This window comes from Leifsonia sp. RCC_180 (assembly GCF_058138205.1).
The window spans coordinates 1990011-2013985 of sequence record NZ_CP200340.1 but is presented as its reverse complement, the minus strand read 5'-3'; the positions used below and the strand labels follow the sequence as shown (position 1 = coordinate 2013985).

Here is a 23975-nt window from a genome sequence, read left to right as displayed (position 1 = left end):
CTTCGCGCTGCGGTTCCCGTGGCGCCCGGTCGTCGACCTCGGTCTACGACTGGTCGCCGCGGAGCCGGAGCAGGCGTGGCAGGTTCCGCGCGGCCATCGCGACGGTCAGCGGCCCTACTCGCGGTACGAAGACGCTCGCGCGCTCCAGCACGGACGGGTCGAAGTTCGTGAACTCGGCGACGTCTACGCAGATCGCGTTCTCGCGGATCTCGTCGCCGCGGATCAGTTCGAACTCCCGTGACGGCACCGCGGAGATGACGACGTCGGCATCCCGGAGGGCCGCGGCGCGGTCGAGTCCGGAATCTCTGACGTCGAACGCGCGTCGCCCGATCGCGGGCTCGAATGTCATCGTCCCGTCGACATCGAGCGAGTGCACGAGCGCTCCGTCGTTCGCCAGCATCGCCGCGAGCGGCCGGCCGACCAGTTCGCTGCGGTTGATGACGCAGGCGGTGATCCGCGCCAGCGGCGGCTCGTCACCGACCCGTTCGGTCGGAAGGCCGGCACGCTGCAGGAGCTTGATGATCGCCAACGGCGTGCACGGGAGGATGGCGCGAAGCTCGCCTCCCGCATCCACGTGCCGCTGGTTCTCGTAGAGCAGCCGCGCCCAGAACGAATGCATGCCCTCCACATCCTTGCGGGGGTCGACGAGTTCGCGCAGCCAGTGGTCGTTCGCGCGGTCCATCAGCGGGTAATAGAGGAAGATCCCGTCGATCGTGGGATCGGTGTTCGCCACGGCGATGCGCGCTTCCACCTCCGACGGCTCGACCTGCTCCACGTCGAGCTGGATGCCGGCCGCCTCGCACCCGCGCCGGGCGTAGCGCGCGTACGTCGCCGCCGGACCTTCCTCCTGGCCGAGCAGGCCGAGGATGCGCGGCCGCCGGCGGCCGCCCTTGACGAGAGCGGTGACGTCGCGGCGCACCTCCTCGAGGTACTCCTTCGCGATCGGAGACGGGTTGAGCACGGTGGCGGTCATGCGGCATCCTCCACGGACTGCGCCAGCTCGTCCCTGCGGGCGCGGAGTCCGGGCGCTGCGGGGGAGGAGAGGCGTTCGAGCTGGGCGAGGTTGATGTCGGCGGTGCGGAGCGCCGCGCGGGCGGCGCCGGCGATCACGTCGCGTCCGGCGAGCACATCGCTGACGACGTTCCGTTTCACGCCGGGTTCCAGTTCATGGGACAGCGTGAGCGCGTCGAGGAGCGCTGCCGCGAGGTCGAGCGGCCCCTCGGTCGCGGGGATGCTGGCCTGCTCGATGGCCTTCGCGCGCGCATCCCGCTCCGTGTCATCCTCGGCGGGCATCCGGTACGCCGACATCACGGCTTCGAAGTCGCGCGTGTCCGCATCCGCTGCACGAGCGACCCGGTCGCGCAGGTCGTCGAGCGCCGGTCGGTGTCGTCCGGCCCCTTCACCGTCGGCGGTGATGGCGACGGCCATCGTCAAGAGTCCGACGCCGAAGGCGCCGACCACGGCTGCCACGGAACCGCCTCCGGGGGTCGGATCGGCGGACGCGGTCCTCTCCAGAAGGTCTCCCGCACGGGCAGCCCACACACTTTCGCTCACGCCACACAACAGTACCGGGCTCGCGCCGTGCCCGATTCCGGTCGGGTGCCGCCTACGCGCCTGCCGGTGTCACCCAGCCCGAGGTGACGGCCTGCACCCGCGAGCCGTCGAGGTCGGCGAGCTTCACACCCGCGAAATGGGACGCGTTCTCCGAGGTCTGGATGCGCGCCGGCGGTTCCGCCGCCTCCAGCACACCGACGATCACCTCGGCGACGCTCTCGGGGGCCTGCGCCACGCCGGGGTCGAACGCCCGCGCCGTGCGCGCGAGATAGGAGCGCAGCGCATCCTCGTAGGGTGTCCCGAACGCCGCCGGCGTCTCGCCCAGCCCGACGTTCGCGACGAACTCCGTGCTCACAGCCCCCGGCTCAACGATGGTGACCCGCACCCCGAGCGACGCGGCGACGGGCGTCAGCGACTCCAGAAACCCTTCGACGGCGAACTTCGCCGCACAGTACGCCTCGTTGAACGGCTGGCCGACCACTCCGCCGACGCTCGAGACGGTCACGAGGCGCCCCTGGCTCTCGCGCAACAGCGGCAGCGCCGCCTGCGTCACCGCCACGACCCCGAAGAAGTTGACCTCCAGCACAGCCCGGATCTCCTCCAGGCTCTCGAGCTCCACAGTTCCCACGTGCCCGGCTCCCGCGTTGTTCAGAAGGGCGTCGAGGCGTCCGTAGGTGTCCCGGATGTGCCGGAAACAGGCCGCGACCGACTCCTGATCGGTCACATCCAAGCGCTGGATGTCGAGCTCGACCCCGGCCTCCCGGCAGGCGTCCTGAAGAGCTCCGGACTTGGCGGGATCGCGCATCGTCGCGACGACCCGGAAACCGCGGCGGGCTGCGGCGACGGCGGAGGCCAGCCCGATGCCTGACGACGAGCCGGTGATGAGGAGTACGGGGGCAGTCATGCGCACAGTCTGGCACCGGGTTGGACGATGGTTTACCCCTGGGCCGGATCGCGATCATCCCTCGCGGCGTTCTCCCTCGTCCGCTCACGGGTCGACGCTACCCGCGACAGGACACCCCGGAACAGAGTCACTACCTCGGGCGGGAACGGTTCGAGTATCGTCAGACGCAATCGGGGGAGCCGGACGATGAGGACACAGTCGAATCGGGTGGTGACGCGAATCGCTCACGCACTGAGCGTCGTCGCGGCGCGAGTGGTGGCTGTTCTCATGGTCGTCGGCAGCTCACTGAACGGGTCGCGATCGGGAGACCAGCAAGCGCGCGCATTGTACGAACGCCGAAATTGCGACTACCGGCCGTGAGAGGGGAATCATGATCGAGCTCCGCGAGGACGAGGACGGAATCTTCCGCGCCGACAGGCCGGGGAGGCCGCTGCCCTACGGGCTGCATGAAGACCCGCAAGAGCCGTTCGTGGCGACGGTGGCTCCGAACATCGACAAGATCTCCGCCCTGTCGTTCGATCGCAGCACCCTGGCGGGCAGGCGATCCCGCCGCGGCCTGATCGCCTTCAGTGCGTCGGTCGGAGGGTGTGCGCTGGTGATCGGCATCGTCGTGGCGGCGCAATCATTGATGAGCTTCCTGGGCGCCGAGTAGGCTCGGCCGTCGCTATCCGACCCCGTGCCGTCGGATGAGCGACGGCGGTCCAACGCGGCCTTTTCTGGCAGTTTTCGCAGGAGCTGCGGCGCGCTGGCCCTTTGCGCGCCACCGTCAGAAGGGTACGTTCCGCGACATGGTTACCCTCGTGCAATGCCGCCTCGAGGAGCGCGGCTCGAACGGCTGAGCATCTGCGATGAGCACGATCACCTCAGGAGGAATCGACCTCCACGCCTTGGCGGACGGACTCCGGTCGCGGGTCGACGGCGAGGTGCGATTCGATGACGGGTCGCGAGGCGCCTACTCGACGGATTCCTCCAACTACCGCCAGATACCGATCGGAGTCGTCGTCCCGCACACCGTCCAGGCGGCCATCAACACGGTGGCCGTGTGCCAGGAGCTCGGTGTGCCCCTGCTGAGTCGTGGCGGCGGAACGAGTCTCGCGGGCGAGTGCACGAATAATGCGGTGGTCATCGACTGGAGCAAGTACTGCAACCACCTCGTTTCCGTCGACCCCGAAGCGCGACGTGCCGTCGTCGAGCCCGGGATCGCGCTGGACGACCTGAACGCCGAGCTCGCGCCACACCAGTTGATGGTCGGCCCCAAACCTGCCACGCACTCGCATTGCACCATCGGCGGGATGATCGGCAACAATTCCTGCGGATCGACCGCGCAGGCCTACGGAAAGATGGCCGATAGCGTCCGGCGTCTGGAGGTGCTGACCTACGACGGTGTGCGCATGTGGGTGGGCCGCACCGCCGAGGAGGAGCTGGAGCGGATCCGCGCGGAAGGCGGCAGGCGGGCCGAACTATACGAGGGGATGCGTGCCCTCGCCGCCGACTACGGCGACGACATCCGCGCGCGGTTCCCGGACATCCCTCGTCGCGTGTCCGGCTACAACCTCGACTCGCTGCTGCCGGAGGCGGGCTTCGACGTCGCCCGAGCGCTTGTGGGGTCGGAGTCGACGCTCGTCACCGTGCTGCATGCCGAGCTCGAACTCGTGCCTGTCCCGCCCGAGAAGACGCTGCTCGTGCTGGGCTTCCCGTCCATCCACGAGGCGGCGGACGCCGCCCCCGCCATCGCGCCGTACGGTCCGACGATGATCGAAGGCCTCGACGACGTCCTGGTGGGCAACGAGAAGATCAAACGCGAGAACGCCGAGGCGCTTCACCTGCTGCCGGAGGGGCGAGGGTGGCTCGTCGTGGAGCTTCCCGGGCAGACGGAGGAGGAGGTGCGGGACAAGGCCGAGCGCCTCCGCGCCGACCTGGAGAAGCGGGATCCGGCACCAGCGGTCCGCGAGTTCGACGACCCCGCGCATCAGCGCGAGATCGTGGAGGTCCGCGAGGCGGGGCTCGGAGCGACGGCCTGGATCCCGGGCCGTCCCGACACCTGGCCGGGCTGGGAGGATGCGGCGGTGCCGCCGGACCGGCTGGGCGACTACCTCCGCGACTTCGGCGACCTGCTGCGCGAGTTCGACTATGACCAGGTGTCCTTGTACGGGCATTTCGGTCACGGCTGTGTACACTGCCGCATCCCCTTCGAGCTCACCACCGAACAGGGTATCGCCCACTACCGGGCCTTCATCGAGCGCGCAGCCCATCTGGTCGCCGAGTACGGCGGTTCCTTCTCGGGCGAGCACGGGGACGGGCAGGCGCGGGGCGAGCTGCTGCCGATCATGTTCGGCGAGCGGGTGATGGAGGCGTTCGAACGGCTGAAGGAACTGTTCGATCCCGACGACCGGATGAATCCCGGCAAGGTGGTCACACCGTACCGGCCGACGGAGAACCTGCGGCTCGGCGCCGACTACCGGCCGAAGGTCGACGTACAGCTGCACTTCTCCTATCCGAACGACCAGGGCCGGTTCGACAGGGCGGCGCTGCGCTGCGTCGGCGTCGGCAACTGCCGCAGCCACTCCGGCAATGTGATGTGCCCGTCATTCCGGGCGACGAACGAGGAGGAGCATTCGACGCGCGGCCGCTCCCGGCTCCTGTTCGAGATGCTCGACGGGCAATACCGACCGGGACCCATCGAGGACGGCTGGCGCTCGACCGAGGTGCTCGACGCCCTCGACCTCTGCCTGGCATGCAAGGGCTGTCGCTCCGACTGTCCGGTGGATGTGGACATGGCCACCTACAAGGCGGAGTTCCTCTCGCACCACTACGAGGGCAGGCTCCGCCCGGCCGCCCACTACACGATGGGCTGGCTACCTCTGCTCGCGCGCCTGGTTCGCGTCGCCCCCGCCCTGGTCAACCGGGCGGGACGGCTGCCCGGGCTCTCCCGGCTCGGCAAGCGCCTCGGCGGGATCTCCCCCGACCGCCCGGTCCCCCGGTTCGCGCCGGAGCGGTTCACCGACTGGTTCGCGAAGCGGCCGCCGCGGCCGCCGGCGCCGCTGGGCGACGCGATGATCTGGCCGGACACCTTCACCGACAACTTCCACCCCTCGATAGGACGAGCGGCGGTGACGGTGCTAGAGGATGCCGGCTATCGCGTCATCCTGCCGCCCGGCCACCTCTGCTGCGGCCTCACCTGGATCTCTACCGGGCAGCTGGGTGTCGCCGAACGGATGCTGTCGCACACCGCCGAACAGCTCGCCTCTGCACTCGGGGACGACGTCCCGCTGGTCGGCCTCGAGCCGAGCTGCCTCGCGGTCTTCCGCGCGGATGCACCGGAACTGTTGCCGGATGACCCGGCCGTCGCACTCGTCGCCTCGCGGGCCACGTCGTTCGCGGAGCTGCTCGAGCGCACACCGGACTGGTCCGTCCCGCACGTCGGAGGCTCCGCCGTCGTTCAGCCGCACTGCCACCAGCACGCGATCGGCGGGTTCGCCGCAGACCAACGGATCCTGGACGCCGCGGGCATCGAGACGACGACGGTGGAGGGATGCTGCGGCCTGGCCGGCAACTTCGGATTCGAGGACGGGCATCTCGACGTGTCCGTCGCGGCGGCCGAGCATGCGCTGCTCCCGGCGATCCGCGACGCCGGAGCGGGCGCACGGGTGATCGCAGACGGTTTCAGTTGCCGCACGCAGACGGAGCAGCTTTCGGACGCCGCTCGCCCGCTGCACCTGGCCGAGGTGCTGGCCATGCAGCTGCGCACCCGCCGAGGGGAGCCGACCGGGGTCGATCGTCCCGGCCGGCATGCCGACCGTATCCCGGCGGAGGCGGTCGATCGTGCCCTCGGTTCTGGCCGCGTGCGCCAGCGGTCATGACCGGGCGGGGCGCGACCCTCCCGAGCATCGACCGGGTAGAGACGCGGGTCTTCCGCATCCCGACCGATGCGCCGGAGGCCGACGGTACGGCATCCTGGGATTCCACCACAGCAGTGATCGCACTGGTGCATGCGGGAGACATCGCGGGACTCGGCTACACGTACACTTCGGCCGCAGCACAGCAGGTGATCGATGACGAGCTCGCGCCGCTCGCTGTCGGCCGCCGGCTCGGCGACCGGGCCGCCGTCGTGGTCGATCTTGCCCGCGCCTTGCGGAACGCCGGCCTTCCCGGCATCGGGGCATGCGCCCTCTCCGCCCTCGATATCGCCCTCTGGGACGCCGAAGCGCGGGCCTTGGGGATCTCCCTCGTCGACCTGATCGGGCCGGTGCGGGCCTCGGCGCCGGCTTACGGCAGCGGAGGCTTCACCACGTACGACGACGAGCGGATGATGGCCCAGCTCACCGGGTTCGTCGAGGCGGGATGCCGTGCGGTCAAGATCAAGATCGGAGAGGACCGTGGCGGGCGCGTCGACCGTGACCTCGAGCGTGTCCGGGTGGCTCGCGACGCGGTCGGCCCGGGCATTGCGCTCTTCGTCGACGCGAACGGCGCGTACGACGTGGGACAGGCTCGCCGGGTCGAGCGCGAGCTCCGTGGCTCACAGGTGGTGTGGTTCGAGGAGCCGGTGAGCTCCGACGACCCGAAGGGGCTGGCTGCCGTTCGCACCTCCAGCCTGGCCGACATCGCTGCGGGGGAGTACGTGTACCGAGCAGCCGACGCCGCCGCGCTGCTCGACGCCGTGGACGTCCTTCAGCTGGATGTGACGCGCTGCGGCGGGATAACCGGCTGGATGCGGCTCGCCGCACTCGCCCACGCGCACGGCATCCCGGTGTCGGCGCACTGCGCGCCCCAGCTCTCGGCGCACGTCGGATGCTGCGCTCCCGCCTTCCGGCACCTGGAGTACTTCCACGACCACGCCCGAGGAGAGCCGATGCTCTTCGACGGCACGCTTCCCGTGCGCCGAGGCGAACTGACGCCGGATCGCTCGAAGCCGGGACACGGTCTCACCTTGAAAGCGGAACCCCTTGCCACCCGGTGAGCGACCGCAGTGCAATGGGGCATGAGAAACGACACAGGACCCTTCACCATGCGTATGCCGGACATCCCTCCGGCTCGACGTGCCCTCCTCGTAGCGGCGATCGCCTGGACCGTCGCCTGGAAGGGCGCATCGCTCTGGCGCGCGGCCAGGAACAGCAGCAAGCCGTGGTTCGTCGCGCTGCTGCTGACGAACACGCTGGGCGTGCTCGACGCCGTCTACCTCTTCGCCGTCGACCGCCGTCGAGCGAGCTCCGCGCTGGTCGAGGAGACCATCCTCACCGTGACGGGCGAGCCGGAGCAGGGCGGCCACTGGGACGAACCTCGCGGCCCCGTCGGGCCCTGAACCGCGGGTCGGCGCGAGAAGCGGGCGGGTCTACCATCGCCCGCATGGTTCTCCCCGCTGACAGCCACGTCCACAGCGAATGGTCCTGGGATACCGGTGGTCCGAACTCCGCTGCGTCTGGTCGCATGAGGGCGACCTGCGAGCGGGCCCTTCGAATCGGCCTCCCCGCCCTCTTCTTCACGGAGCACCTGGACATCCCGGGCACGTGGCGAGCTGAACCAGGAGATCTGCTTCCGCACCAGCGGCACTATGTGCAGCCGGACGGGCGGATGGTGTTTGAGCCGCTCGACGCCGATGGGTACTTCGACAGCATCGACCGGGCGCGCCATGAGTTTCCAGGACTGCGCATCCTGACCGGAGTGGAGTTCGGTCAGCCTCACCTGTTCGAGGCGGAGGCTCGCGCGCTGGTAGACCTGAGCCGGTTCGATCGCATCAACGGGTCGCTGCACACTCTCGACATGGGTGGCGGGCGCGCGGAACCGAGCCGGCTGCTTCACGAGCATCCGCCTGGCGAGGTGATCTCGGCGTACCTCCAGGAGATTCCGGCAATGGTGGCCGAATCGGACGTATTCGAGGTCTTCACACACATCGACTACCCCCTCCGTCATTGGCCGACCGACCAGAGCGGCCCGTTCGACCCCCGGCAGTTCGAGGACGAGATCCGGCTTGCCATGCGCGCCATCGCCGAGGGCGGTCGTGCTCTGGAGGTGAACACCCGCCGGCTCTGGTCATGGGTGGTCCAGTGGTGGGCGGAGGAGGGCGGGCAGGCGATCAGCTTCGCAAGCGACGCTCACACCCCTGACGCCATCGCGAGCCACTTCCCGGAAGCGGTGATCCTGGCGGAGGCGTTCGGCTTCCGGCCCGGGGCGAGTGCGGTCGACCTGTGGAGGCGATGAAGGCCGAGAAATCGCCGAAACGGGCTGCTCTGACGGGTTAACCGCCCGTTCGGACCCGCGTACCGTGCGACCGAACACACCAATGGATGCGGACCGATGAGGAGGTCGTCATGGGTATCGAGGACAAGGCCGACGCGACCGGCGACAAGGTGAAGGGCAAGGTCGACGAGGTCATCGGCAAGATCACCGACGACGAGTCGCGCGTCGTGAAAGGCAAGGCCGAGCAGGCGAAAGGCAGCGTCAAGGACACGGTCGCCGATGTGAAGGCGCACGTGAAGGACAGCGCCGACAAGCGCGACGACCGCCGCGATGACACGGACGTGCCGTACGACGGCGCCGACCGGGGCAACCTGGAGTAGCGCGTGGTCGCGGAGAACCGTCCCCGCGACCACGGTTCACGTCACAATCCGCAGGGTTTGAGTGCCGCCACGTCGGTGCCGAGCACTGCAGGCCCTCCGATGAGGACCACCTTTGTCACGCGCATGGCGTAGATGGCTTGCAGCGTGCTCTGGGGAACGCACTCGGGGCGGGCCAGAAGCAGCGGAGACTTCCCTTTTCCGGTGAATCCGGAGGCGGTGAGTCCATCCGGGTAGTTCAGTCCAGAAACCAGGTACGCGGTCGAAGCAGTCCCGTAGGTGTTCTTGGCGACGATCTCTGCTGTTCCGAACCTGTCGGCCCCATAAATCCGCGCGGTATTCGGCACGATTGCCGCAAACTTGCTCACGAGGGCGTCGGAGACGGAATTCGGACCGCCGACCACGCGAATCGTCGCCGTCTTGAGATCGCGGAGGAGCGTTGCATCTGCGGGATCGACAGTCGTTGTCGGACCGTTGACGATCATCACCGGCTCGCTGTTGAACGCGGCGGTGTTCCCAGCCGCGATGGCATCGGTCCACGAATTGGAATCGACGATGAAGACGACGGGAGCGGCCGTGAAGGTCGACCGGATCGCATTGCGTGCCGTCTCGAACCTGTCTGCTCCGTTCACCCGGGAAACGGTGGCGGTCGGCAGGATCCCCTTCGCTTCGGTGAGCCGAGCGTCCGGGATGGCCGTAACTCCACCGACGAAGACGACTCGTTGTGGGTTCAGCCGCTTGAGCTCGTTCTGAGTCGCTCCGGGAAGTCCGCCGGCGTCGGTGAGAAGCAGCGGTCCGCCCGCTTTCGCCGCGACTGCGCCCGTGTAGCCGGCATCGACTGGGCTGGCAGCGCTCACGATGTACACGACGGGGGCGCCGGTCGGGAACGCGGCTTTCGATACTTCAGCAGCTCCGTCGTATCGGGTCGCTCCGTAGATCCGCGCCACTCCAATAGCGGCGCCGACGACGGTCACATTCCGCTCTCCGAGTCCTTGCTTCGCTCCTGTTGTCGAGTCGAGAGCGTTGATTCCTACCTTGTGCACACCAGGAGTCGTGGTCACCGTCGTACTGAAGCCGTGGTTTCCTGGCACGCCTCGTGCGGCGTTGACGTCCGGTCGGGGTGTGTTGGCCGAGACGAGAGCGAGCCGCGTTCCATCGACCCAGACCTCGATCTGGATCGACGCCGCCGGAGCGTCCGGGTCATAGGCCCATCCCGTCACCGCGAGGGCACCGGCCGAGGGGCTGGAGGCCGAATCGAAGACTCCGACAGGAGCGGCTTCGGAGTTGGTCACTCGGAGCTGGCCGTTTCCGGCAAGTCCGAAGTCGACGTGAAGATGGTTGTTGGAGTCGCTGAATTCGTTGTTGAGGTTCGTGAGTCCCTGCGACGGTAGCGAGGCAGGGCGCCACTGGACCTGCCCGACGTGCATGTTCGGGGGCTCGAACGAATTGAGCAAGCGGAGAAGGTCGTAGGTTTGTGCATTCGAACCGTCCAGCCTGTTCCCATTGATCGCCCCGAAATCGATCGCGACGGCCGGCCGTTTACAGTGCCACGGGCTCGGATGCGCGTTCGTGCACGTGTTCTTGCCGTCGTGCGCACACCAACGACTGAGGTCCGTGAGCTGGACTTTTGTATAGGTCCGCACGGTGACCACAAGCGTCTGGAGAACTCGGGTGTCGATGTTGCACTCCGGAAAACTGCCGATGCTCCCATTCGCGATCCGGCCGATCTCGTTGTCGAAGATGCTGCCGTGCGTGATGGTGGCCTCAGTGAGCTTTCCGGCGCCGCGGGCCTGCATGAGCTCGGTCGCAAGAACACTGGGGTTGGATGAGACGTTGGTACACGCAGCGCCGCATCCGGCGTCTGCCCGGGCCGGAGAGGCATTCCCGGCTGGGACGGCAAGGCCCACCGCGAGGGCGATCACAGCTGCGATGGCGAGGCGCACCTTCATGGGCGAGCGCTCTCTGCGCCACCATCCACGCCACGACGCGAGGATGCCGATGGTTTCGGATCTACTTCTCATCAGCACCGACCCCCACCGCATCGCAGTCCGCAGCAAGTGCATCCTGTGCCTCAGCGAACTCGATGTCCCCGCCGGTCCAGCCGCTGTCCCGGAAGGCGGAATACCTGGCGATATACGTGTCCAGGTGATCGGCGAACGGCCGCCACGCGGCTCCGGCCTTCGTCGCGTCGCTCGCAGCCTGCTGCGCCGGGGCGAAGGAGTCGACATCGGCGACATCTGGCGTGCTCGTGAAAATCACGTTGCAGGCCGCCACGACGGAACTCGTGCCCGCCACGTCAGCAGCCACCGTCACGGCGCCCGCCTGAGGTGGATGCGAGAGCGCGGGCCTTGCCGCGCCGATCAAGCCCGTCGCTGCGGCGACGGCAAGCGCGGCACCACCCATCCACATCACCATGTGCTTTCTCATTCGCTCTTCCTCCGGGAGGTCCGTTCTGCATCGCTTGCAGAGGTCACCCGCCCAATCTTTGGAAGACGCTACTTCTCAGGAAGGCTCGGCGTGAACTGATACGAAGAATGAGACGCATCACATCTAAGCACCGAGGCGGCGCTCGCTGCACGGTAACGCTTCCGACAGTTTTCGGAGTCAGCAAGCGGGCCAGATAGCGGACAGCGCATGCGAGGGGTTCGCTCGATGGTCGCAAAGGCGTGGCTAGCCGCGGGCCACCGTCGTGTGCTTCAGTCGGCTACGGTCGGCGATCGATGCCCACCTGGTAAACAGACGGGCATTCGCATGGACGGCTCACTTCTCGCCAATCTGATCTGGCTCGTGAGCCTTGCCGTGCACGTGGTGGTCATCGTGCTGGCGCTGATCTACATCCCGCGCGATCGGAAGCCCACGGCAGCTATGGCGTGGCTGCTCCTGATCATCCTGTTCCCCTTCTTCGGGATCGTGCTCTACCTGCTGATCGGCAACTTCACGCTGCCCAAGAAGCGGCGCGAGGAGCAGGCGCGGATCGACACCCTCATCAAGGGCAGGGCGGCCAGAGCAGGCAAGCTGGTGGCCGATGAGAGCAGCTGGCCGCGATGGTTCCAGCGGATCGCGCAGCAGAACGAGCGACTGACCGCGCTGCCTGCACTCCCCGGCAACAACGCGACGCTCTACGACGACTATCAGGCCTCCATCGACGCGATGACAGCGGAGATCGACCGTGCGCAGCAGTGGGTGCATGTCGAGTTCTTCATCGTGGGATGGGATGACACAACCCGCGGCTTCTTCTCGGCCATGGAACGCGCCGTGGCACGCGGCGTCGAAGTGAAGCTGCTGGCGGACCACATCTCGTCGAAGAAAGTCGCGCACTCGAAGGAGACGTTCGCCGAGCTCGACCGCATCGGCGTGAAGTGGGCGTGGATGCTCCCCGTCATGCCGTTCAAAGGCAAGTACCAGCGCCCCGACCTGCGCAACCACCGCAAGATCGTCGTCGTCGACGGCCGGGTCGCGTTCATGGGCTCGCAGAACCTCATCTCGCGCGACTACGACTCCGAGAAGAACATCAAGCGCGGGCTCAAGTGGCAGGAGCTCGTGACGCGGCTCACCGGGCCGGTCGTCGCATCCGTGAACGCGGTGTTCCTCTCGGACTGGCTCATCGAGACGGACGAGGACCTGGCCGACTCCGAGCACGTCCGAGTGTCGGACCTCCCCGTCGACACGTCGCCCGACGCGGTGGTCTGCCAGGTGGTGCCTTCAGGGCCGGGCTATCAGACCGAGAACAACCTGCGGCTGTTCCTGTCGCTCATCTATGGTGCCACCGAGAGGATCATCCTCACGTCGCCGTACTTCGTCCCCGACGAAGCCATGGTCTACGCGATCACCACCGCCTGTCAGCGAGGGCTCGAAGTGCAGCTCTTCGTGTCGGAGATCGGCGACCAGGGGCTGGTGTATCACGCCCAGCGCTCGTACTACGACGCGCTGCTCGAAGCCGGCGTCAAGATCTTCCTCTACCCGGCGCCGTTCATCCTGCACTCCAAGCATTTCTCCATCGACGACAACATCGCCGTGATCGGATCGTCCAACATGGACATCCGCTCGTTCAGCCTCAACATGGAGGTGTCGCTGCTGGTGCTCGGCGAGTCGTTCGTCGCCGACATGCGTGAAGTGGAGCAGGCCTACCGGGATGCCGGCCGCCAGCTCACCCTCGAGGAGTGGAAGCACGAACCCGGGAAGGCGACCTTCCTCGACGGCGTCGCCCGCCTCACCTCGGCCGTCAACTGATCGGGTCTCGGGCCCGGGGTGCTCAGTGCACGAGGAATGCGATTCCGACCGGGTGGCGATGATGTCGGGTATCCGTCGCCGTTGACGTCCGTCAGCGCTTTTACCCCAACCAATTCATAACGTTCCAGCCCGTGCCGACCCGGTACGCGTACCCCCAGTCGGTGAAGCCCTTTCGCGGGTACACGTAGAGGTTCCCGGTGCCGTCACGGGCGAGCAGGTCGTTGTATCCGTCGCCTGTCGCGTCGCCGACGCTGACGATCGACGTCATGATGTTCCAGCCGGTTCCGATCTTCCGGGGCGGGTTCCACTGCCTCGCGGCGGGACCCCAGTAGTGCTGGTACCACCACAGGTTGCCCGCTGCATCCCGCGCGAGCAGATCGGGCTCGCGGTCGCCATCCCAGTCGCCGACGGGGATGATCGCCGTCATGCCGTTCCAGCCGCTTCCGATGAGCGAGCGGGCCTTGAAGCCGCTGTGCCCGTCGCCCGGGTAGAGCCAGAGACCGCCTGTGCCGTCGACCGCGGCAAGGTCTGCGTTGCCGTCGCCGTCGAAATCGCCGACGCCGAGGATCGACTTCATCCCGCCCCAGCCGGACCCGATCAGGGAGCGGCCGCCCCATCCGTTCGCGCCGTTGCCCGGGTAGAGCCACAGCAGTCCTCCCGCGTCGGCAGCGATGACGTCGGGTTTGCTGTCGCCGGTGAAGTCACCCGGGGTGACGACGACGCGCATCCCGTTCCAGCCGCTCCCGACCTGGACTGCGGCCGGGCTCTTCCAGCTTCCCTGACCGTTGAGCCGGTAGGCGAACAGTGCTCCAGAGGCGCTGCGGGCGAGGAGCTCCGGTGGGGCGGCCGTCGCGTAGTCGTGCGGCACGGAAAGCGCCGTGTATGACCGCAAATCGTCGTCGATGTCCGTGACGACGGTCTGAGCAGCCACCGGGATGGGCGACGCTTGGGACGCGGTCGGCGCACCTGGCCAATACTGCTGGGCGAAGGGAAGGCCGGGCATCGGCAGGAACTCGATACGGTAGGTCGCGGCGGAGAGGCCGCCGACCTCGTAGTGTCCCGAGGCATCGGTGAACTCGTCGGCGGCCCACGTGTAGGCGCCGGTCGCCGGGTTGAGCACCCAGGCGGCGACTTCTGCACCCATCTTGTCCGGGAGCGGCTTGCCGAGATAGGTCAGTGTGCCCGAAATGCCCGAATCCGGAGATAGTGCGGCGCTGGCGACCGCCTCCTGCCCTGCGGTGATGGTCAGACGCTGGGAGGGCCACGCGGTGCCGCCGAGATACTGGCTTCCGAACCCGGTGGCAGCGAATTGGATCGTGTAATCGCCGGGGAACACATCGCGGATGAGGTAGTTCCCATTGTCGTCCGTGGTCGCCCAATTGATCGGGTTGTGCGTGGAGTCGGTCAGTTCGACCGATGCTCCCCGGAGCGTCTTGGTCACTCCATTCGCGTCGGTGCCCGTGATCGTGCCGCGTATCGACGCCTTCGGCAGCATGCGGATGTCGATGCCGGTGATCGCCTTCCCCGCACCGACCGGGATCGGAGTCGCATCCGGCTGCTGGTAAGTGTCCTTCCAGAAGACCGGGAAGACGTCGGACTCGGAGACCGCCTGGACGGTGTAGGTTCCCGGCCACAAGCCCGCCACGGTCCATGCCCCCGGGGCAACGGGAAAGGATTCACTCGGCATGCCGGGAACGACCGTCGAAGTTCCGCTGGTCGCCATCAGTCGCAGCCGCGGGTTCGCCACGGCCGTCCCATCCGTCTGGGCGATGCTGCCGGAGATCGACGCGCCCGGAGGGACGGCCACCCGAGGGAGTACGAGTGTCTGACCTGCGGCCACGTGCACCACCGGGGCCGTAGCGGCCGATCCGGCCCCCGACCAGTATGGCGTCAGAGCGTTGATCGCCCCGTACGGGTGGTCGTATTCGATCTTGTAATCGCCGGGCGAGAGCTGGTCGAACGTGAATGACCCGTCGGCCGCGGCGGAGACCTCGCTGATCTCCGTACCGGCGCTGTTCAATAGCCGCACGAGAAACGAGACGTTCGCCCCTGGCGCGCTCTGGGCGGAGGCGGACCCACTGATCGTGCTCGGCGTCGAGGCTTCGGCAGGGGCGATCGCCCCAACCGACACCAGGGCGATGGTCACCGCAGCCGTGGCGGAGACACGCAGAAGTCGGGTGGATGCGCTCACGAGCATGGCTGGATCCGATCGTTTCTACACGGAGCACAGTGATGCTCTGGCGAGATGCTAGCAGCGGGCGCGCACCCTCGATCCCCCGCTTTCGCGTGACAGGGCGGCCGTTCACGCGGTCGGGCTGCCGGGAGCCGCCGCGCCAGCACGTCGACGCACTGCACGAGGTCGGCCCTCAGGATCGCCCGGCAGTCGCATCCTGCCGAGTCGCTCGTTTCGACCCGATCGGTCCGGCCGTCTCCTTCTGTCCCGCTTGCCACGTCCCTCCCTCCGGGTGCGACGGCGGCGCCAGGTCACAGACGCGGCTGCGCGCGCAGCAGCAATCGTGACAAACGACCGCACACGGCCGGCGATGCTTGCGGCGGCGTTCCACCGCACGGCGATCTTGACAAGCAGTGCCGCCTGCGTGGACCGGATCCTCGCCGATGACATGAACACACCTGACTCGGCCCAGGCCCACGAGGGCGACGAATCGCGAGGAGCGGTGCGGCTGCTCCTTGACCTCAGTTCTTGGTTCTGAAAGAGATGTCGGACTGTTTGGCCCAGTGGACTTCGGCGGGTTGGCACACGGTGCGAGCGTTCACCACGAGCTCCAGAGTGTTCGTGCGCGCCGGCCTCGCACCGATCGAGGCGCTCAGGGCGGCGACCTCGACTCCGGCGAGACGCTTCGGCCTCAGCGACCGCGGTCGCGTCGCCGTGGGGACGAGAGCGGACCTGCTCCTGGTCGACGGAAATCCGACGCAGACCATCAGTGACACGCTCAACATCCGTGCGGTCTGGCGACGCGGAACCATGCATGCCGGTGACTGAGGCACGCAGGCGCGGTGTCGTTCGGTGTCGACGACGTGCAACTACGCGCGCTGCGGCACCAGTTCGGGATAGCCGGCGGTGGTCAGCCATTCACGCATTGTGCTGCGGCTCTGCGACAGGCAGCGCAGGCGCTCTTCGACCCGGGCGAGCTCCTCGGCCACTTCTCCGGCGACGGTGCGAGTGCACTGGGCTGCCGTCACTGTGCCGCGCACGCCCTCCATATCGAGGAGCATGCGGATGAGCCGGGTCGTCAGGCCGGCGGAGAGCAGACCGCGCACCTGCAGCACCGTTTCGACATCCGCTTCGGCGTAGTCCCGATAGCCGTTCAGCGATCGCGTGGATGCCAGTAGCCCCTGCTCCTCGTAGTAGCGCAAGAGGCGGGTGGCGACGCCGGTGCGTCGAGAAAGCTCGCCGATCTTCATGCCGTCCCCATCCATCCCTTGACCTTCACATTGATGTCAATGTTTACGGTACGAGCATGACCGCATCCCAGGCAACCACCGATTCCCCTCCCGTGAGCGCACGAGCTCGCACGTTGCTCTTGCTCACTCTCGGGCTCACCCTGTTCGCGTCGGTGAGCACGGAACTCCTCCCTCCCGCGCTGATCCTCGGGATGTCATCGACCCTCGACGTGAGCCCGGCTGCCATCGGCGTTCTCGTGTCGGTGTGGGCGGTGACCATCGTGGTCGGGACCGTGCCTGCCGTGCGGGCCACCAGCGCGGTCTCGCGGAGGTCGCTGCTGATCGGTTCTCTGCTGGTGTTCGCGGCGGCGACACTGGTCGTCGCGGCGGTGCCCGTCTTCGCCGTGGTGCTCATGGCGCGGGTCGTATCGGCGCTGGCTGCGGCGGTCTCCTGGTCGGTGGTCTTCGCGTACGTGCCGACCCTGGTCCCCGCGGACAGACTCGGACGCGCCATGGCCGTGGTCCTCGGCGGTGGAACGCTCGCGTCGGTGCTCGGCGTGCCGATCGGCGCGGCGCTGGCTGCAGCGGGCGCCTGGCAATGGGCATTCGTCGGAGCCGCCGGCGTTTTGCTCCTGTCCGCGCTGGCCCTCGCGAGGAGCCTCCCTCGCCTCGCAGGCACCCGCGGGGACGCGCCGACCCGGCAGCTCGACCGCACGGCGATCCCGGTGGGGGCGCTCCTGGCCGCTGGAGCGCTGCTCCTCACCGGGTACATGACTCTCTACGCCTACATCGTTCCGGCGCTCGGGGCGGCCCGGATCGATCAGGGCTCGGCCAGCGGAGTGCTCCTGGCCGCCGGGATCGCCGGTGCCCTCGCCCTGCTCCTGGGCGGGGCGCTCAGCGACCGCTACCCGGTCGTCGCACTGATTGTGCTGGTCGCTGTGGTGCCGGCGGGCGTGTTGCTGCTCACCATGGCGCCCGAGGCCGGACACCCCGAGCCCCCTGCGGTCGTCGGCGCGGCCCTGCTCGGCTTCGGGATCGGCGGGCTGCCTCCCGTGCTCCAGGCGCGCGTCGCGCGGACGGCGTCAGCGGGGTTCCGCCCGCTGGCGACAAGTCTGTTCGTCGTCGTCCTCAACATCGGAATCGCCGCCGGCTCCGCGCTGGGCGGCATCCTCATGGCGAATGCGGGCCTCCGCGCCGTCGGTCCGGTCGCCCTCGTGCTCACGGCTGCCGCGCTGATAGCGTTCGCGGCGCTTGTCATCCGTCGTCCGTCGCCCGCCGGGTCGTGAATTGGTCAGGGATGGATGCCGCCCGCGAGGTTTTGGTCGGTGTCGCGGCTCGTGGGGCCGGGCAGGATCGCGACGATAGAGGGTGGCGAGTGCGACGTCACTCACGGGAACGGAAAAACCCCCGGACACCGCAAAGCGGACCGGGGGTTTTCTGTGGTGGCTCCGACCGGCGTCGATCCGGTGACCTTTCGATTTTCAGTCGAACGCTCTACCAACTGAGCTACAGAGCCGAAGACGCTTTCGCGTCGACCTAGACGGAAGCCCTTCCGATTGGAAGGGCTTGTCGCCGTAGCGACCCTGACGGGACTTGAACCCGCGACCTCCGCCGTGACAGGGCGGCACGCTAACCAACTGCGCTACAGGGCCTAACTTGTGGTGCTTTTTGAATTGTAGTGGACCGTTGGACGTGACCCCAACGGGATTCGAACCCGTGCTACCGCCGTGAAAGGGCGGCGTCCTAGGCCGCTAAACGATGGGGCCGGATCGTCCGGACAGCTTTCACTTTCCGAGGACCACCGACGAACAAGCATACGGAAGACCTCGGGAGAATGCGAATCGGTCCCGGATCCCGGGCGGGTCGGCTTGGTCGAGGATGTCTCGGTTCCCGCAACGCCACCACCAAATCCCCCGGCCCGGCGTCCGATCCCCATAGTCTGCGGCCCAGGTGGTCCCCCGGCCACCCGTGCGAGCGCACGCCGATCCGACCCCAATTCCGGCCACCCCTCGGGGCTGCGCTGGGGCATGTTGCTAAAGTTGTGCATGTTGACCCTGGGGCCCATGTGGCTCGTGTGACCAATGTGACGCGAAGTGAGCGGGCCGAGAAACTCTATGAAGCGCGAGACAAGCAGCCGAACGGTTCCCCCGACCAGGCCTAGCGGCCCCCGCCGCCGGGCACTTCGAGGCGCCCTCGCTGCCCTCACGATCGCCGTCGTGACGACGGTCGGAGCGGTCGCCGCGCCCGCCTACGCGGACAACTACCCCAGCTGGCAGGACGTCCAGAATGCGAAGGCCAACGAAGGCGCCGCCGCAGCGCAGGTCACCCGCATCAATGGGCTGATCGCGCAGTTGAAGCAGGAGGTCGCCGATACGCAGGCGGCCGCGGTGAAGCGCGGTGAAGAGTTGGAGGCGGCCCAGGCCGACCTCGACAAGGCCACGATGAAGGCCCTCGATCTCGAGTCGCAGGCCGCGGCCAGCCAGAAGAAGGCGGACGACGCGAGCGCTCAGGCGGGCAAGCTCGCGGCCCAGCTGTACCGCACCGGTGGCCGTAATCTGACCGCGAATCTCTTCCTCAGCGGCAACAACGCCACCTCGACGAGCCCCGAGCAGCTCCTCTCCGACCTCGGCAGCATGTCGAAGCTGGTCGAGAGCTCCAACAAGGTCTATACCGACGCGAAGGCCGCCCAGAACACGGCGAAGGCGCTGTCGGCGTCGGCGGCCGAGGCGAAGGCCGAGCGCGAGCGTCTCCGGGTCATCGCCGAGGCGGCGATGCAGGCGGCCATCCAGGCGGCGAAGGCCGCTCAGGCCAAGCTGGCCGAGCAGCAGAAGCAGATCGTCGTGATGCAGGCGCAGCTGGCCGCGCTCAAGGACGCCACCGCGAAGACGGTCGCGGGCTACGAGGCGGGCGTCGCTGCTGCGGCAGCCGCGGCCGCAGCACGCGGCTCGGGCGGGCTCCCAGGCGGTTACGTCGGCCCGCAGGGCTGGGCGGTCCCCGCAGCCGGCCCTATCACCGACGGGTTCGGCGCACGCCCCTCGCCCGGTGGTGGCATCGGCAGCACCTACCACCTGGGCATCGACATCGGCGCCTCGTGCAACGCCCCGATCTACGCGGCCCATTCGGGCACCGTCATCTACGCCGGTCCCAACGGCTCCTACGGCAACTTCGTACTCATCGACAACGGGGGCGGCGTCGACACCGGCTACGCCCACATCCGCAACGGGGGCATCCTCGTCGGCATGGGCCAGAACGTCGGCGCAGGCCAGCCCATCGCCCGTGTCGGGACGACCGGCGCATCCACCGGCTGCCACCTCCACTACGAGGTGCGCATCGACGGGACCAAGATCGACGGCATCCCGTTCATGAGAGACAGGCAGGCACCCCTTGGCTAACGAGAACACGAAGAGCGGCCGGGTGCGCCCGGGCCTCGCCATCGGTGCGGGCGTCATGGGAGCGGTCACCGCATCCATCGGCATCGTCACTCCCGCCCAGGCGGTCGACTACCCGTCGTGGAACGACGTGCAGCAGGCGAAGAACAACGTCGCCAACCAGAAGGCCATGGTCGACAACATCACGGCGCTGATCGGCAACCTGCAGACGAATGTGGATGCGGCGCGCATCGCGTCCGAGAAGGCGGCAGAGGCGTACTTCCAGGCGAAGAACGCGCTCGAGGCGGCGACCGCCAAGGCGGCGGACCTGCAGAAGCAGGCGAGCGCCGCGGCCGACAAGGCGAAGACCTCGAAGATGCGCGCGGGCCTGCTGGCCTCCCACCTCGCCAAGTCGGGCGGGGGAGACGTCACCACCGACCTCATGCTGAAGGGTGGCGGCTCGGGCTCCGCCGCCGACAAGCTGCTCTTCCAGCTGGGCACGATGAGCAAACTGACGGAGCAGTCCAAAGCCGTCTACGAGCAGGCGACCAAGGACAAGAACACCGCTGACGCGCTCACCTCCCAGGCCAAGGCCGCGAAGACGGAACGTGAGTCGCTGGCCGTCGAAGCGGACAAGGCGCTGGCGGCGGCCCAGTCGGCCCAGCAGCAGGCCCAGGCCGCGCTCGCGACGCAGCAGCAGAAGTCGACCGAACTGGTGGCGCAGCTCGCCACCCTCAAGAACACGTCGGCCCAGACCGAGGCGGCCTACCTGCAGGGCGAGCAGATCAAGGCCCAGCAGGAGGCCGCGCGCAAGGCCAAGGAGGCCGCCGACGCTGCCGCTGCCGCCGCCGCGGCAGCAGCGCAAACGCGTCCGCCGTCGGGCGGCTCCGGGTCCTCGGGCGGCGGCGGCGGAGGCTCCGCCCCCAGCGCCCCCGCGGCACCGGCCCCGCCGAACGGCAACGTCGTCCAGACCGCGCTCGCCTACGCGAGCGCCCAGCTCGGCAAGCCCTACATCTTCGGTGGCGAGGGTCCGGTCGGCTACGACTGCTCCGGCCTGACGATGAAGGCCTACGCCTACGCGGGCGTCTACATCGGCTCGCACTCGGTGAACGATCAGTACTACCACGCGGCGAACCGGGGGCAGCTCGTCTCGTACGGCGCAAAGCAGCCCGGCGACCTGATCTTCTGGGGCGACGGGCCCGGCGGCTTCTACCACGTCGGTATCTACATCGGGAACGGCCGGATGATCGCGGCACCCACCGAGGGGGATGTCGTCAAGACCCAGTCGGTGTGGGGCAGCCCCTGGCGAATGGTCGCACGGCCCAGCGCCTGAACGAGCCCATCCGTGCCGAGGCGCGCAGCGCGGTCACGCGCGGTCGTGCAGAGTGACGTGGTAGCCGTCCGGGTCGGCGAAGGTGAAGGTCCGGCCGAAGGGGCCGTCGATCGGCGCTGACACGATCGTGTGCCCGTCGGTCGCGAGCGAATCGTGGATGCTCTGAACCTCCGTCGCGTGCAGCCAGATCGCCGCACCGATGCCGGGCTGCGGAACGGAGGCGAGGTCTGTGCCGGGGAGGATGTCCCTCAAGGCGAACGCGATCGGCGTGGTCTGAAAGACGACGGCGTGTGGCGGCCCGGCCGGGGAGCGGACGAGGCCGAGGTACTGCTCGTAGAACGCCTGCGACGCATCGAGGTCGCGCACCTGCAGGGAGAGGAAGTCGGGGCCGGTTGCGGGCATGATTGCTCCTTCGATTTGTGTCAGTTTTCTGACACACATCAACCTATGTCAGAATGCTGACATGAGTCAAGACGGCGTCGATCTCGAAACGTCCCTGGGCTACCTGCTGAAGGAGGCATCCAGTGCCCTCCGCGCCGCCATGGAGGAGGTGCTGCGACCGCTCGGAATGAGTGTGACCCACTACTCCTGCCTCGAACTGCTGGCTCAACGTCCCGGGCTCTCGAACTCCGAACTCGCGCGGGGCACGTTCGTGACGCGGCAGTCGATGAATGTTCTGCTTCAGGCGCTGGAGCGGGACGGCTCGGTGACAAGGCCCGCGGAGGCTCCCGTCGGCAAGGCCCTTCCCGCCCAGCTGACGGATCGCGGCCGGCAGAGCCTCGCGAAAGCGACCGCAGCAGTCCGCTCGGTAGAGGTCAGGATGCTCGCCGGCCTCACCGAGACTCAGCAGTCGGAAGCGCGACGCATCCTGCGCAGCATGGTCCGTTCCCTGCGCGAGGGCGCAGCCCGCGGGGACGACACTGCCTAGGGCACAAAAAAGACTGCACGCGACCCGGTCGGATCGCGTGCAGTCTTCGTGCGTGAGAGGCGGCCTCAGTGCTGCTCGGCCAGCTTGGCGATCGCCTTCTGGATGAGCCCGTCGGCCTCCGCTGCGTCGCCCCAGCCGTCGATGTTGACGAACTTGCCCGGCTCGAGGTCCTTGTAGCGGGCGAAGAAGTGCTCGATCTCCTTGCGGGTCTGCTCCGGGATGTCATTGACGTCCTGGATGTGCAGCCAGCGCGGGTCCTTGTACGGCACGGCGATGACCTTGGCGTCGCCGCCCGCCTCGTCGCTCATGTTGAGCACGCCGACCGGCCGCACCTTGACGCCGACGCCCGGGAACAGCGGGTACTCGAGCAGCACGAGGGCGTCCAGCGGGTCGCCGTCGTCGCCGAGCGTGTTCTCGAAGAAGCCGTAGTCGGTCGGGTAGACGAAGCTGGTGAAGAGAACGCGGTCGAGGTACACGCGACCGGTCTCGTGGTCGACCTCGTACTTGTTGCGGCTTCCCTTGGGGATCTCGATGACGACGTCGTATTCGGCCATGCCGTACTCCTTAAACTCGTTGCAAACCTGCACTAACGTTACTGGATGCACCTCGACGGATCGGAGGCCGGACAGGCCTCGCCGGACCCCCGGCGCCGTCCGCGCCTCACTCCGCCGATCGCCGACGCACGGCGCGCTGTTCGTTCGGCGCTCGTCGCCGCAGCCGCTCTCGCACCCCTCGATCCGCATGACGATCACGGTCCCGCGCGCCCCGCGCCGCTTGCTCCCGGCGCGCTCGTGCTGGTGGGGCTGAGCGGGGGAGCGGACTCGCTCGCACTCGCCGCAGCGACGGCATTCGAGGCGCCGCGGAACGGCTACCGGGCCGGCGCGGTGATCGTCGACCACGCTCTCCAGCCCGGGTCCGATGTCGTCGCCGCACGCGCCGCTGAGCAGGCCACGGCGCTGGGCCTCGCCCCCGTGCTCGTCGAGCGCGTGGCGGTCGACTCCCCGGGCGGACCCGAGGCCGCGGCCCGCGCCGCCCGTCATGCGGCCTTCGACCGGGCGCTGGCGGAGACGGGCGCCCAGCGCATCCTGCTCGGCCACACCCTCGACGATCAGGCCGAGACCGTCCTGCTCGGGCTCGCGCGCGGCTCCGGGCCGTCGAGTCTCCAGGGGATGCTGCCCGACACCGGGCGCCTGCTGCGACCCTTCCTTGGACTCCGGCGCTCGCAGACCCGGGCGTTCTGCGACGACAGCGGCCTGAAGGTCTGGGACGACCCTCACAACGACGACCCCTCTTACACGCGCGTGCGCGTGCGGGGATCCGTGCTGCCGGTACTGGAGCGGGAACTCGGGCCGGGTGTCGCGGAGGCGCTCGCCCGCACGGCCGAGCAGCTGCGCGAAGACGACGAGGCGCTCGATGGGCTGGCACTGGAGTGGGCGCAGGAGCTGGTCAGCCAGACCGCGGAGGGCGCCGTCGCGCTGGACGTCCGCGGACTCGCCGCCGACCCCGCGGCGCTCCGCCAGCGCATCATCCGGCTGGTGGTCTCCGCCGAGTTCGGCGTCTCTCTGACGCGCGCGCAGACCCTGGCCGTCGCAGCACTCATCACCGACTGGCACGGCCAGGGTGCGGTGGACCTGCCAGGCGTTAGAGTTGTCAGGCAGAACGGCCTGCTCACGTTTCAGCCCACCACGTAAGGACAGCGCCACCC

Annotated in this window: 22 protein-coding genes and 3 tRNA genes; 13 read left to right on the top strand and 12 right to left on the bottom strand. The window is 68.2% G+C overall.

Features of this window, described 5'->3' with window-relative positions:
• Positions 1-43: 43 nt before the first annotated feature.
• The 3 genes from AB7E03_RS09985 to AB7E03_RS09975 form a co-directional block, all read right to left on the bottom strand.
• On the bottom strand, positions 44-973 hold the full coding sequence (locus AB7E03_RS09985; RefSeq protein WP_489941260.1) for a bifunctional methylenetetrahydrofolate dehydrogenase/methenyltetrahydrofolate cyclohydrolase: 930 nt from the start codon (positions 971-973) through the stop codon (positions 44-46).
• On the bottom strand, positions 970-1542 hold the full coding sequence (locus tag AB7E03_RS09980) for a cyclodeaminase/cyclohydrolase family protein (RefSeq protein WP_489942898.1): 573 nt from the start codon (positions 1540-1542) through the stop codon (positions 970-972). Before AB7E03_RS09980 ends, AB7E03_RS09985 begins: the two co-directional genes overlap by 4 nt.
• 64 nt (positions 1543-1606) lie before the next feature.
• Positions 1607-2458, bottom strand: coding sequence for an SDR family NAD(P)-dependent oxidoreductase (locus AB7E03_RS09975; protein WP_489941259.1), 852 nt, complete (start codon positions 2456-2458; stop codon positions 1607-1609).
• A 370-nt stretch (positions 2459-2828) separates the two neighbouring features.
• Between AB7E03_RS09975 and AB7E03_RS09970 the strand changes: the two genes are divergently transcribed.
• The 6 genes from AB7E03_RS09970 to AB7E03_RS09945 all read left to right on the top strand — a co-directional run bounded on the left by AB7E03_RS09970 (position 2829) and on the right by AB7E03_RS09945 (position 9012).
• The gene (locus AB7E03_RS09970; RefSeq protein ID WP_489941258.1) at positions 2829-3110 is read left to right on the top strand and encodes a hypothetical protein; all 282 of its coding nucleotides are present in this window, start codon (positions 2829-2831) and stop codon (positions 3108-3110) included.
• 196 nt (positions 3111-3306) lie between these two features.
• On the top strand, positions 3307-6318 hold the full coding sequence (locus AB7E03_RS09965) for an FAD-binding and (Fe-S)-binding domain-containing protein (protein WP_489941257.1): 3012 nt from the start codon (positions 3307-3309) through the stop codon (positions 6316-6318).
• Entirely contained in the window at positions 6315-7415 is a 1101-nt protein-coding gene (locus tag AB7E03_RS09960) for an enolase C-terminal domain-like protein (protein ID WP_489941256.1), read from the top strand. The genes AB7E03_RS09965 and AB7E03_RS09960 overlap by 4 nt, the downstream gene beginning before the upstream one ends.
• Positions 7416-7463: 48 nt before the next feature.
• The gene (locus tag AB7E03_RS09955) at positions 7464-7757 is read left to right on the top strand and encodes a DUF5652 family protein (protein ID WP_489941255.1); all 294 of its coding nucleotides are present in this window, start codon (positions 7464-7466) and stop codon (positions 7755-7757) included.
• A gap of 44 nt (positions 7758-7801) precedes the next feature.
• On the top strand, positions 7802-8653 hold the full coding sequence (locus AB7E03_RS09950) for a PHP domain-containing protein (protein WP_489941254.1): 852 nt from the start codon (positions 7802-7804) through the stop codon (positions 8651-8653).
• 110 nt (positions 8654-8763) lie between these two features.
• Positions 8764-9012, top strand: coding sequence for a CsbD family protein (locus AB7E03_RS09945; RefSeq protein WP_489941253.1), 249 nt, complete (start codon positions 8764-8766; stop codon positions 9010-9012).
• 41 nt (positions 9013-9053) lie between these two features.
• Here the strand turns inward: AB7E03_RS09945 and AB7E03_RS09940 are convergent, their stop codons facing one another.
• Complete coding sequence (locus AB7E03_RS09940; protein WP_489941252.1) at positions 9054-10931, bottom strand: cell wall-binding repeat-containing protein; 1878 nt, start codon at positions 10929-10931, stop codon at positions 9054-9056.
• Between the two features lie 88 nt (positions 10932-11019).
• Complete coding sequence (locus AB7E03_RS09935; RefSeq protein WP_489941251.1) at positions 11020-11424, bottom strand: hypothetical protein; 405 nt, start codon at positions 11422-11424, stop codon at positions 11020-11022.
• A gap of 336 nt (positions 11425-11760) precedes the next feature.
• Here AB7E03_RS09935 and cls point away from each other — a divergent pair, with 336 nt between their 5' ends.
• Positions 11761-13239, top strand: coding sequence for a cardiolipin synthase (gene cls, locus AB7E03_RS09930; protein WP_489941250.1), 1479 nt, complete (start codon positions 11761-11763; stop codon positions 13237-13239).
• A gap of 100 nt (positions 13240-13339) precedes the next feature.
• On the opposite strand, the gene AB7E03_RS09925 is transcribed toward cls, so the two are convergent.
• The gene (locus AB7E03_RS09925) at positions 13340-15436 is read right to left on the bottom strand and encodes a carboxypeptidase regulatory-like domain-containing protein (RefSeq protein WP_489941249.1); all 2097 of its coding nucleotides are present in this window, start codon (positions 15434-15436) and stop codon (positions 13340-13342) included.
• A 591-nt stretch (positions 15437-16027) separates the two neighbouring features.
• Here AB7E03_RS09925 and AB7E03_RS09920 point away from each other — a divergent pair.
• Complete coding sequence (locus AB7E03_RS09920) at positions 16028-16240, top strand: amidohydrolase family protein (RefSeq protein WP_489941248.1); 213 nt, start codon at positions 16028-16030, stop codon at positions 16238-16240.
• Between the two features lie 41 nt (positions 16241-16281).
• Here AB7E03_RS09920 and AB7E03_RS09915 read toward each other — a convergent pair whose 3' ends face one another.
• The gene (locus AB7E03_RS09915; protein ID WP_489941247.1) at positions 16282-16662 is read right to left on the bottom strand and encodes a MerR family transcriptional regulator; all 381 of its coding nucleotides are present in this window, start codon (positions 16660-16662) and stop codon (positions 16282-16284) included.
• Between the two features lie 56 nt (positions 16663-16718).
• Here AB7E03_RS09915 and AB7E03_RS09910 point away from each other — a divergent pair, with 56 nt between their 5' ends.
• Positions 16719-17927 (top strand): MFS transporter, encoded by a 1209-nt coding sequence (locus AB7E03_RS09910; protein WP_489941246.1) that lies wholly within the window; start codon positions 16719-16721, stop codon positions 17925-17927.
• Between the two features lie 154 nt (positions 17928-18081).
• Here AB7E03_RS09910 and AB7E03_RS09905 read toward each other — a convergent pair.
• From AB7E03_RS09905 to AB7E03_RS09895, 3 genes are all read right to left on the bottom strand, one after another.
• Positions 18082-18157, bottom strand: a tRNA-Phe gene (locus tag AB7E03_RS09905).
• Positions 18158-18219: 62 nt separating this feature from the next.
• A tRNA-Asp gene (locus tag AB7E03_RS09900) sits at positions 18220-18293 on the bottom strand.
• A gap of 41 nt (positions 18294-18334) precedes the next feature.
• Positions 18335-18407, bottom strand: a tRNA-Glu gene (locus AB7E03_RS09895).
• A gap of 450 nt (positions 18408-18857) precedes the next feature.
• Between AB7E03_RS09895 and AB7E03_RS09890 the strand changes: the two genes are divergently transcribed.
• Together AB7E03_RS09890 and AB7E03_RS09885 are read left to right on the top strand one after the other, a co-directional pair.
• Entirely contained in the window at positions 18858-20033 is a 1176-nt protein-coding gene (locus tag AB7E03_RS09890) for a peptidoglycan DD-metalloendopeptidase family protein (protein ID WP_489941245.1), read from the top strand.
• The gene (locus AB7E03_RS09885) at positions 20026-21342 is read left to right on the top strand and encodes a C40 family peptidase (protein ID WP_489941244.1); all 1317 of its coding nucleotides are present in this window, start codon (positions 20026-20028) and stop codon (positions 21340-21342) included. Before AB7E03_RS09890 ends, AB7E03_RS09885 begins: the two co-directional genes overlap by 8 nt.
• Positions 21343-21375: 33 nt before the next feature.
• Here the strand turns inward: AB7E03_RS09885 and AB7E03_RS09880 are convergent, their stop codons facing one another.
• The gene (locus AB7E03_RS09880) at positions 21376-21744 is read right to left on the bottom strand and encodes a VOC family protein (protein WP_489941243.1); all 369 of its coding nucleotides are present in this window, start codon (positions 21742-21744) and stop codon (positions 21376-21378) included.
• A gap of 61 nt (positions 21745-21805) precedes the next feature.
• On the opposite strand from AB7E03_RS09880, the gene AB7E03_RS09875 reads away from it, so the two are divergent.
• Entirely contained in the window at positions 21806-22270 is a 465-nt protein-coding gene (locus tag AB7E03_RS09875; RefSeq protein WP_489941242.1) for a MarR family winged helix-turn-helix transcriptional regulator, read from the top strand.
• Positions 22271-22335: 65 nt separating this feature from the next.
• Here AB7E03_RS09875 and AB7E03_RS09870 read toward each other — a convergent pair whose 3' ends face one another.
• Positions 22336-22824, bottom strand: coding sequence for an inorganic diphosphatase (locus AB7E03_RS09870; RefSeq protein ID WP_489941241.1), 489 nt, complete (start codon positions 22822-22824; stop codon positions 22336-22338).
• Between the two features lie 45 nt (positions 22825-22869).
• On the opposite strand from AB7E03_RS09870, the gene tilS reads away from it, so the two are divergent.
• A complete protein-coding gene (tilS, locus tag AB7E03_RS09865; protein ID WP_489941240.1) occupies positions 22870-23961 on the top strand; it encodes a tRNA lysidine(34) synthetase TilS in 1092 nt (363 codons plus the stop codon).
• The last annotated feature ends 14 nt before the right edge of the window (positions 23962-23975 follow it).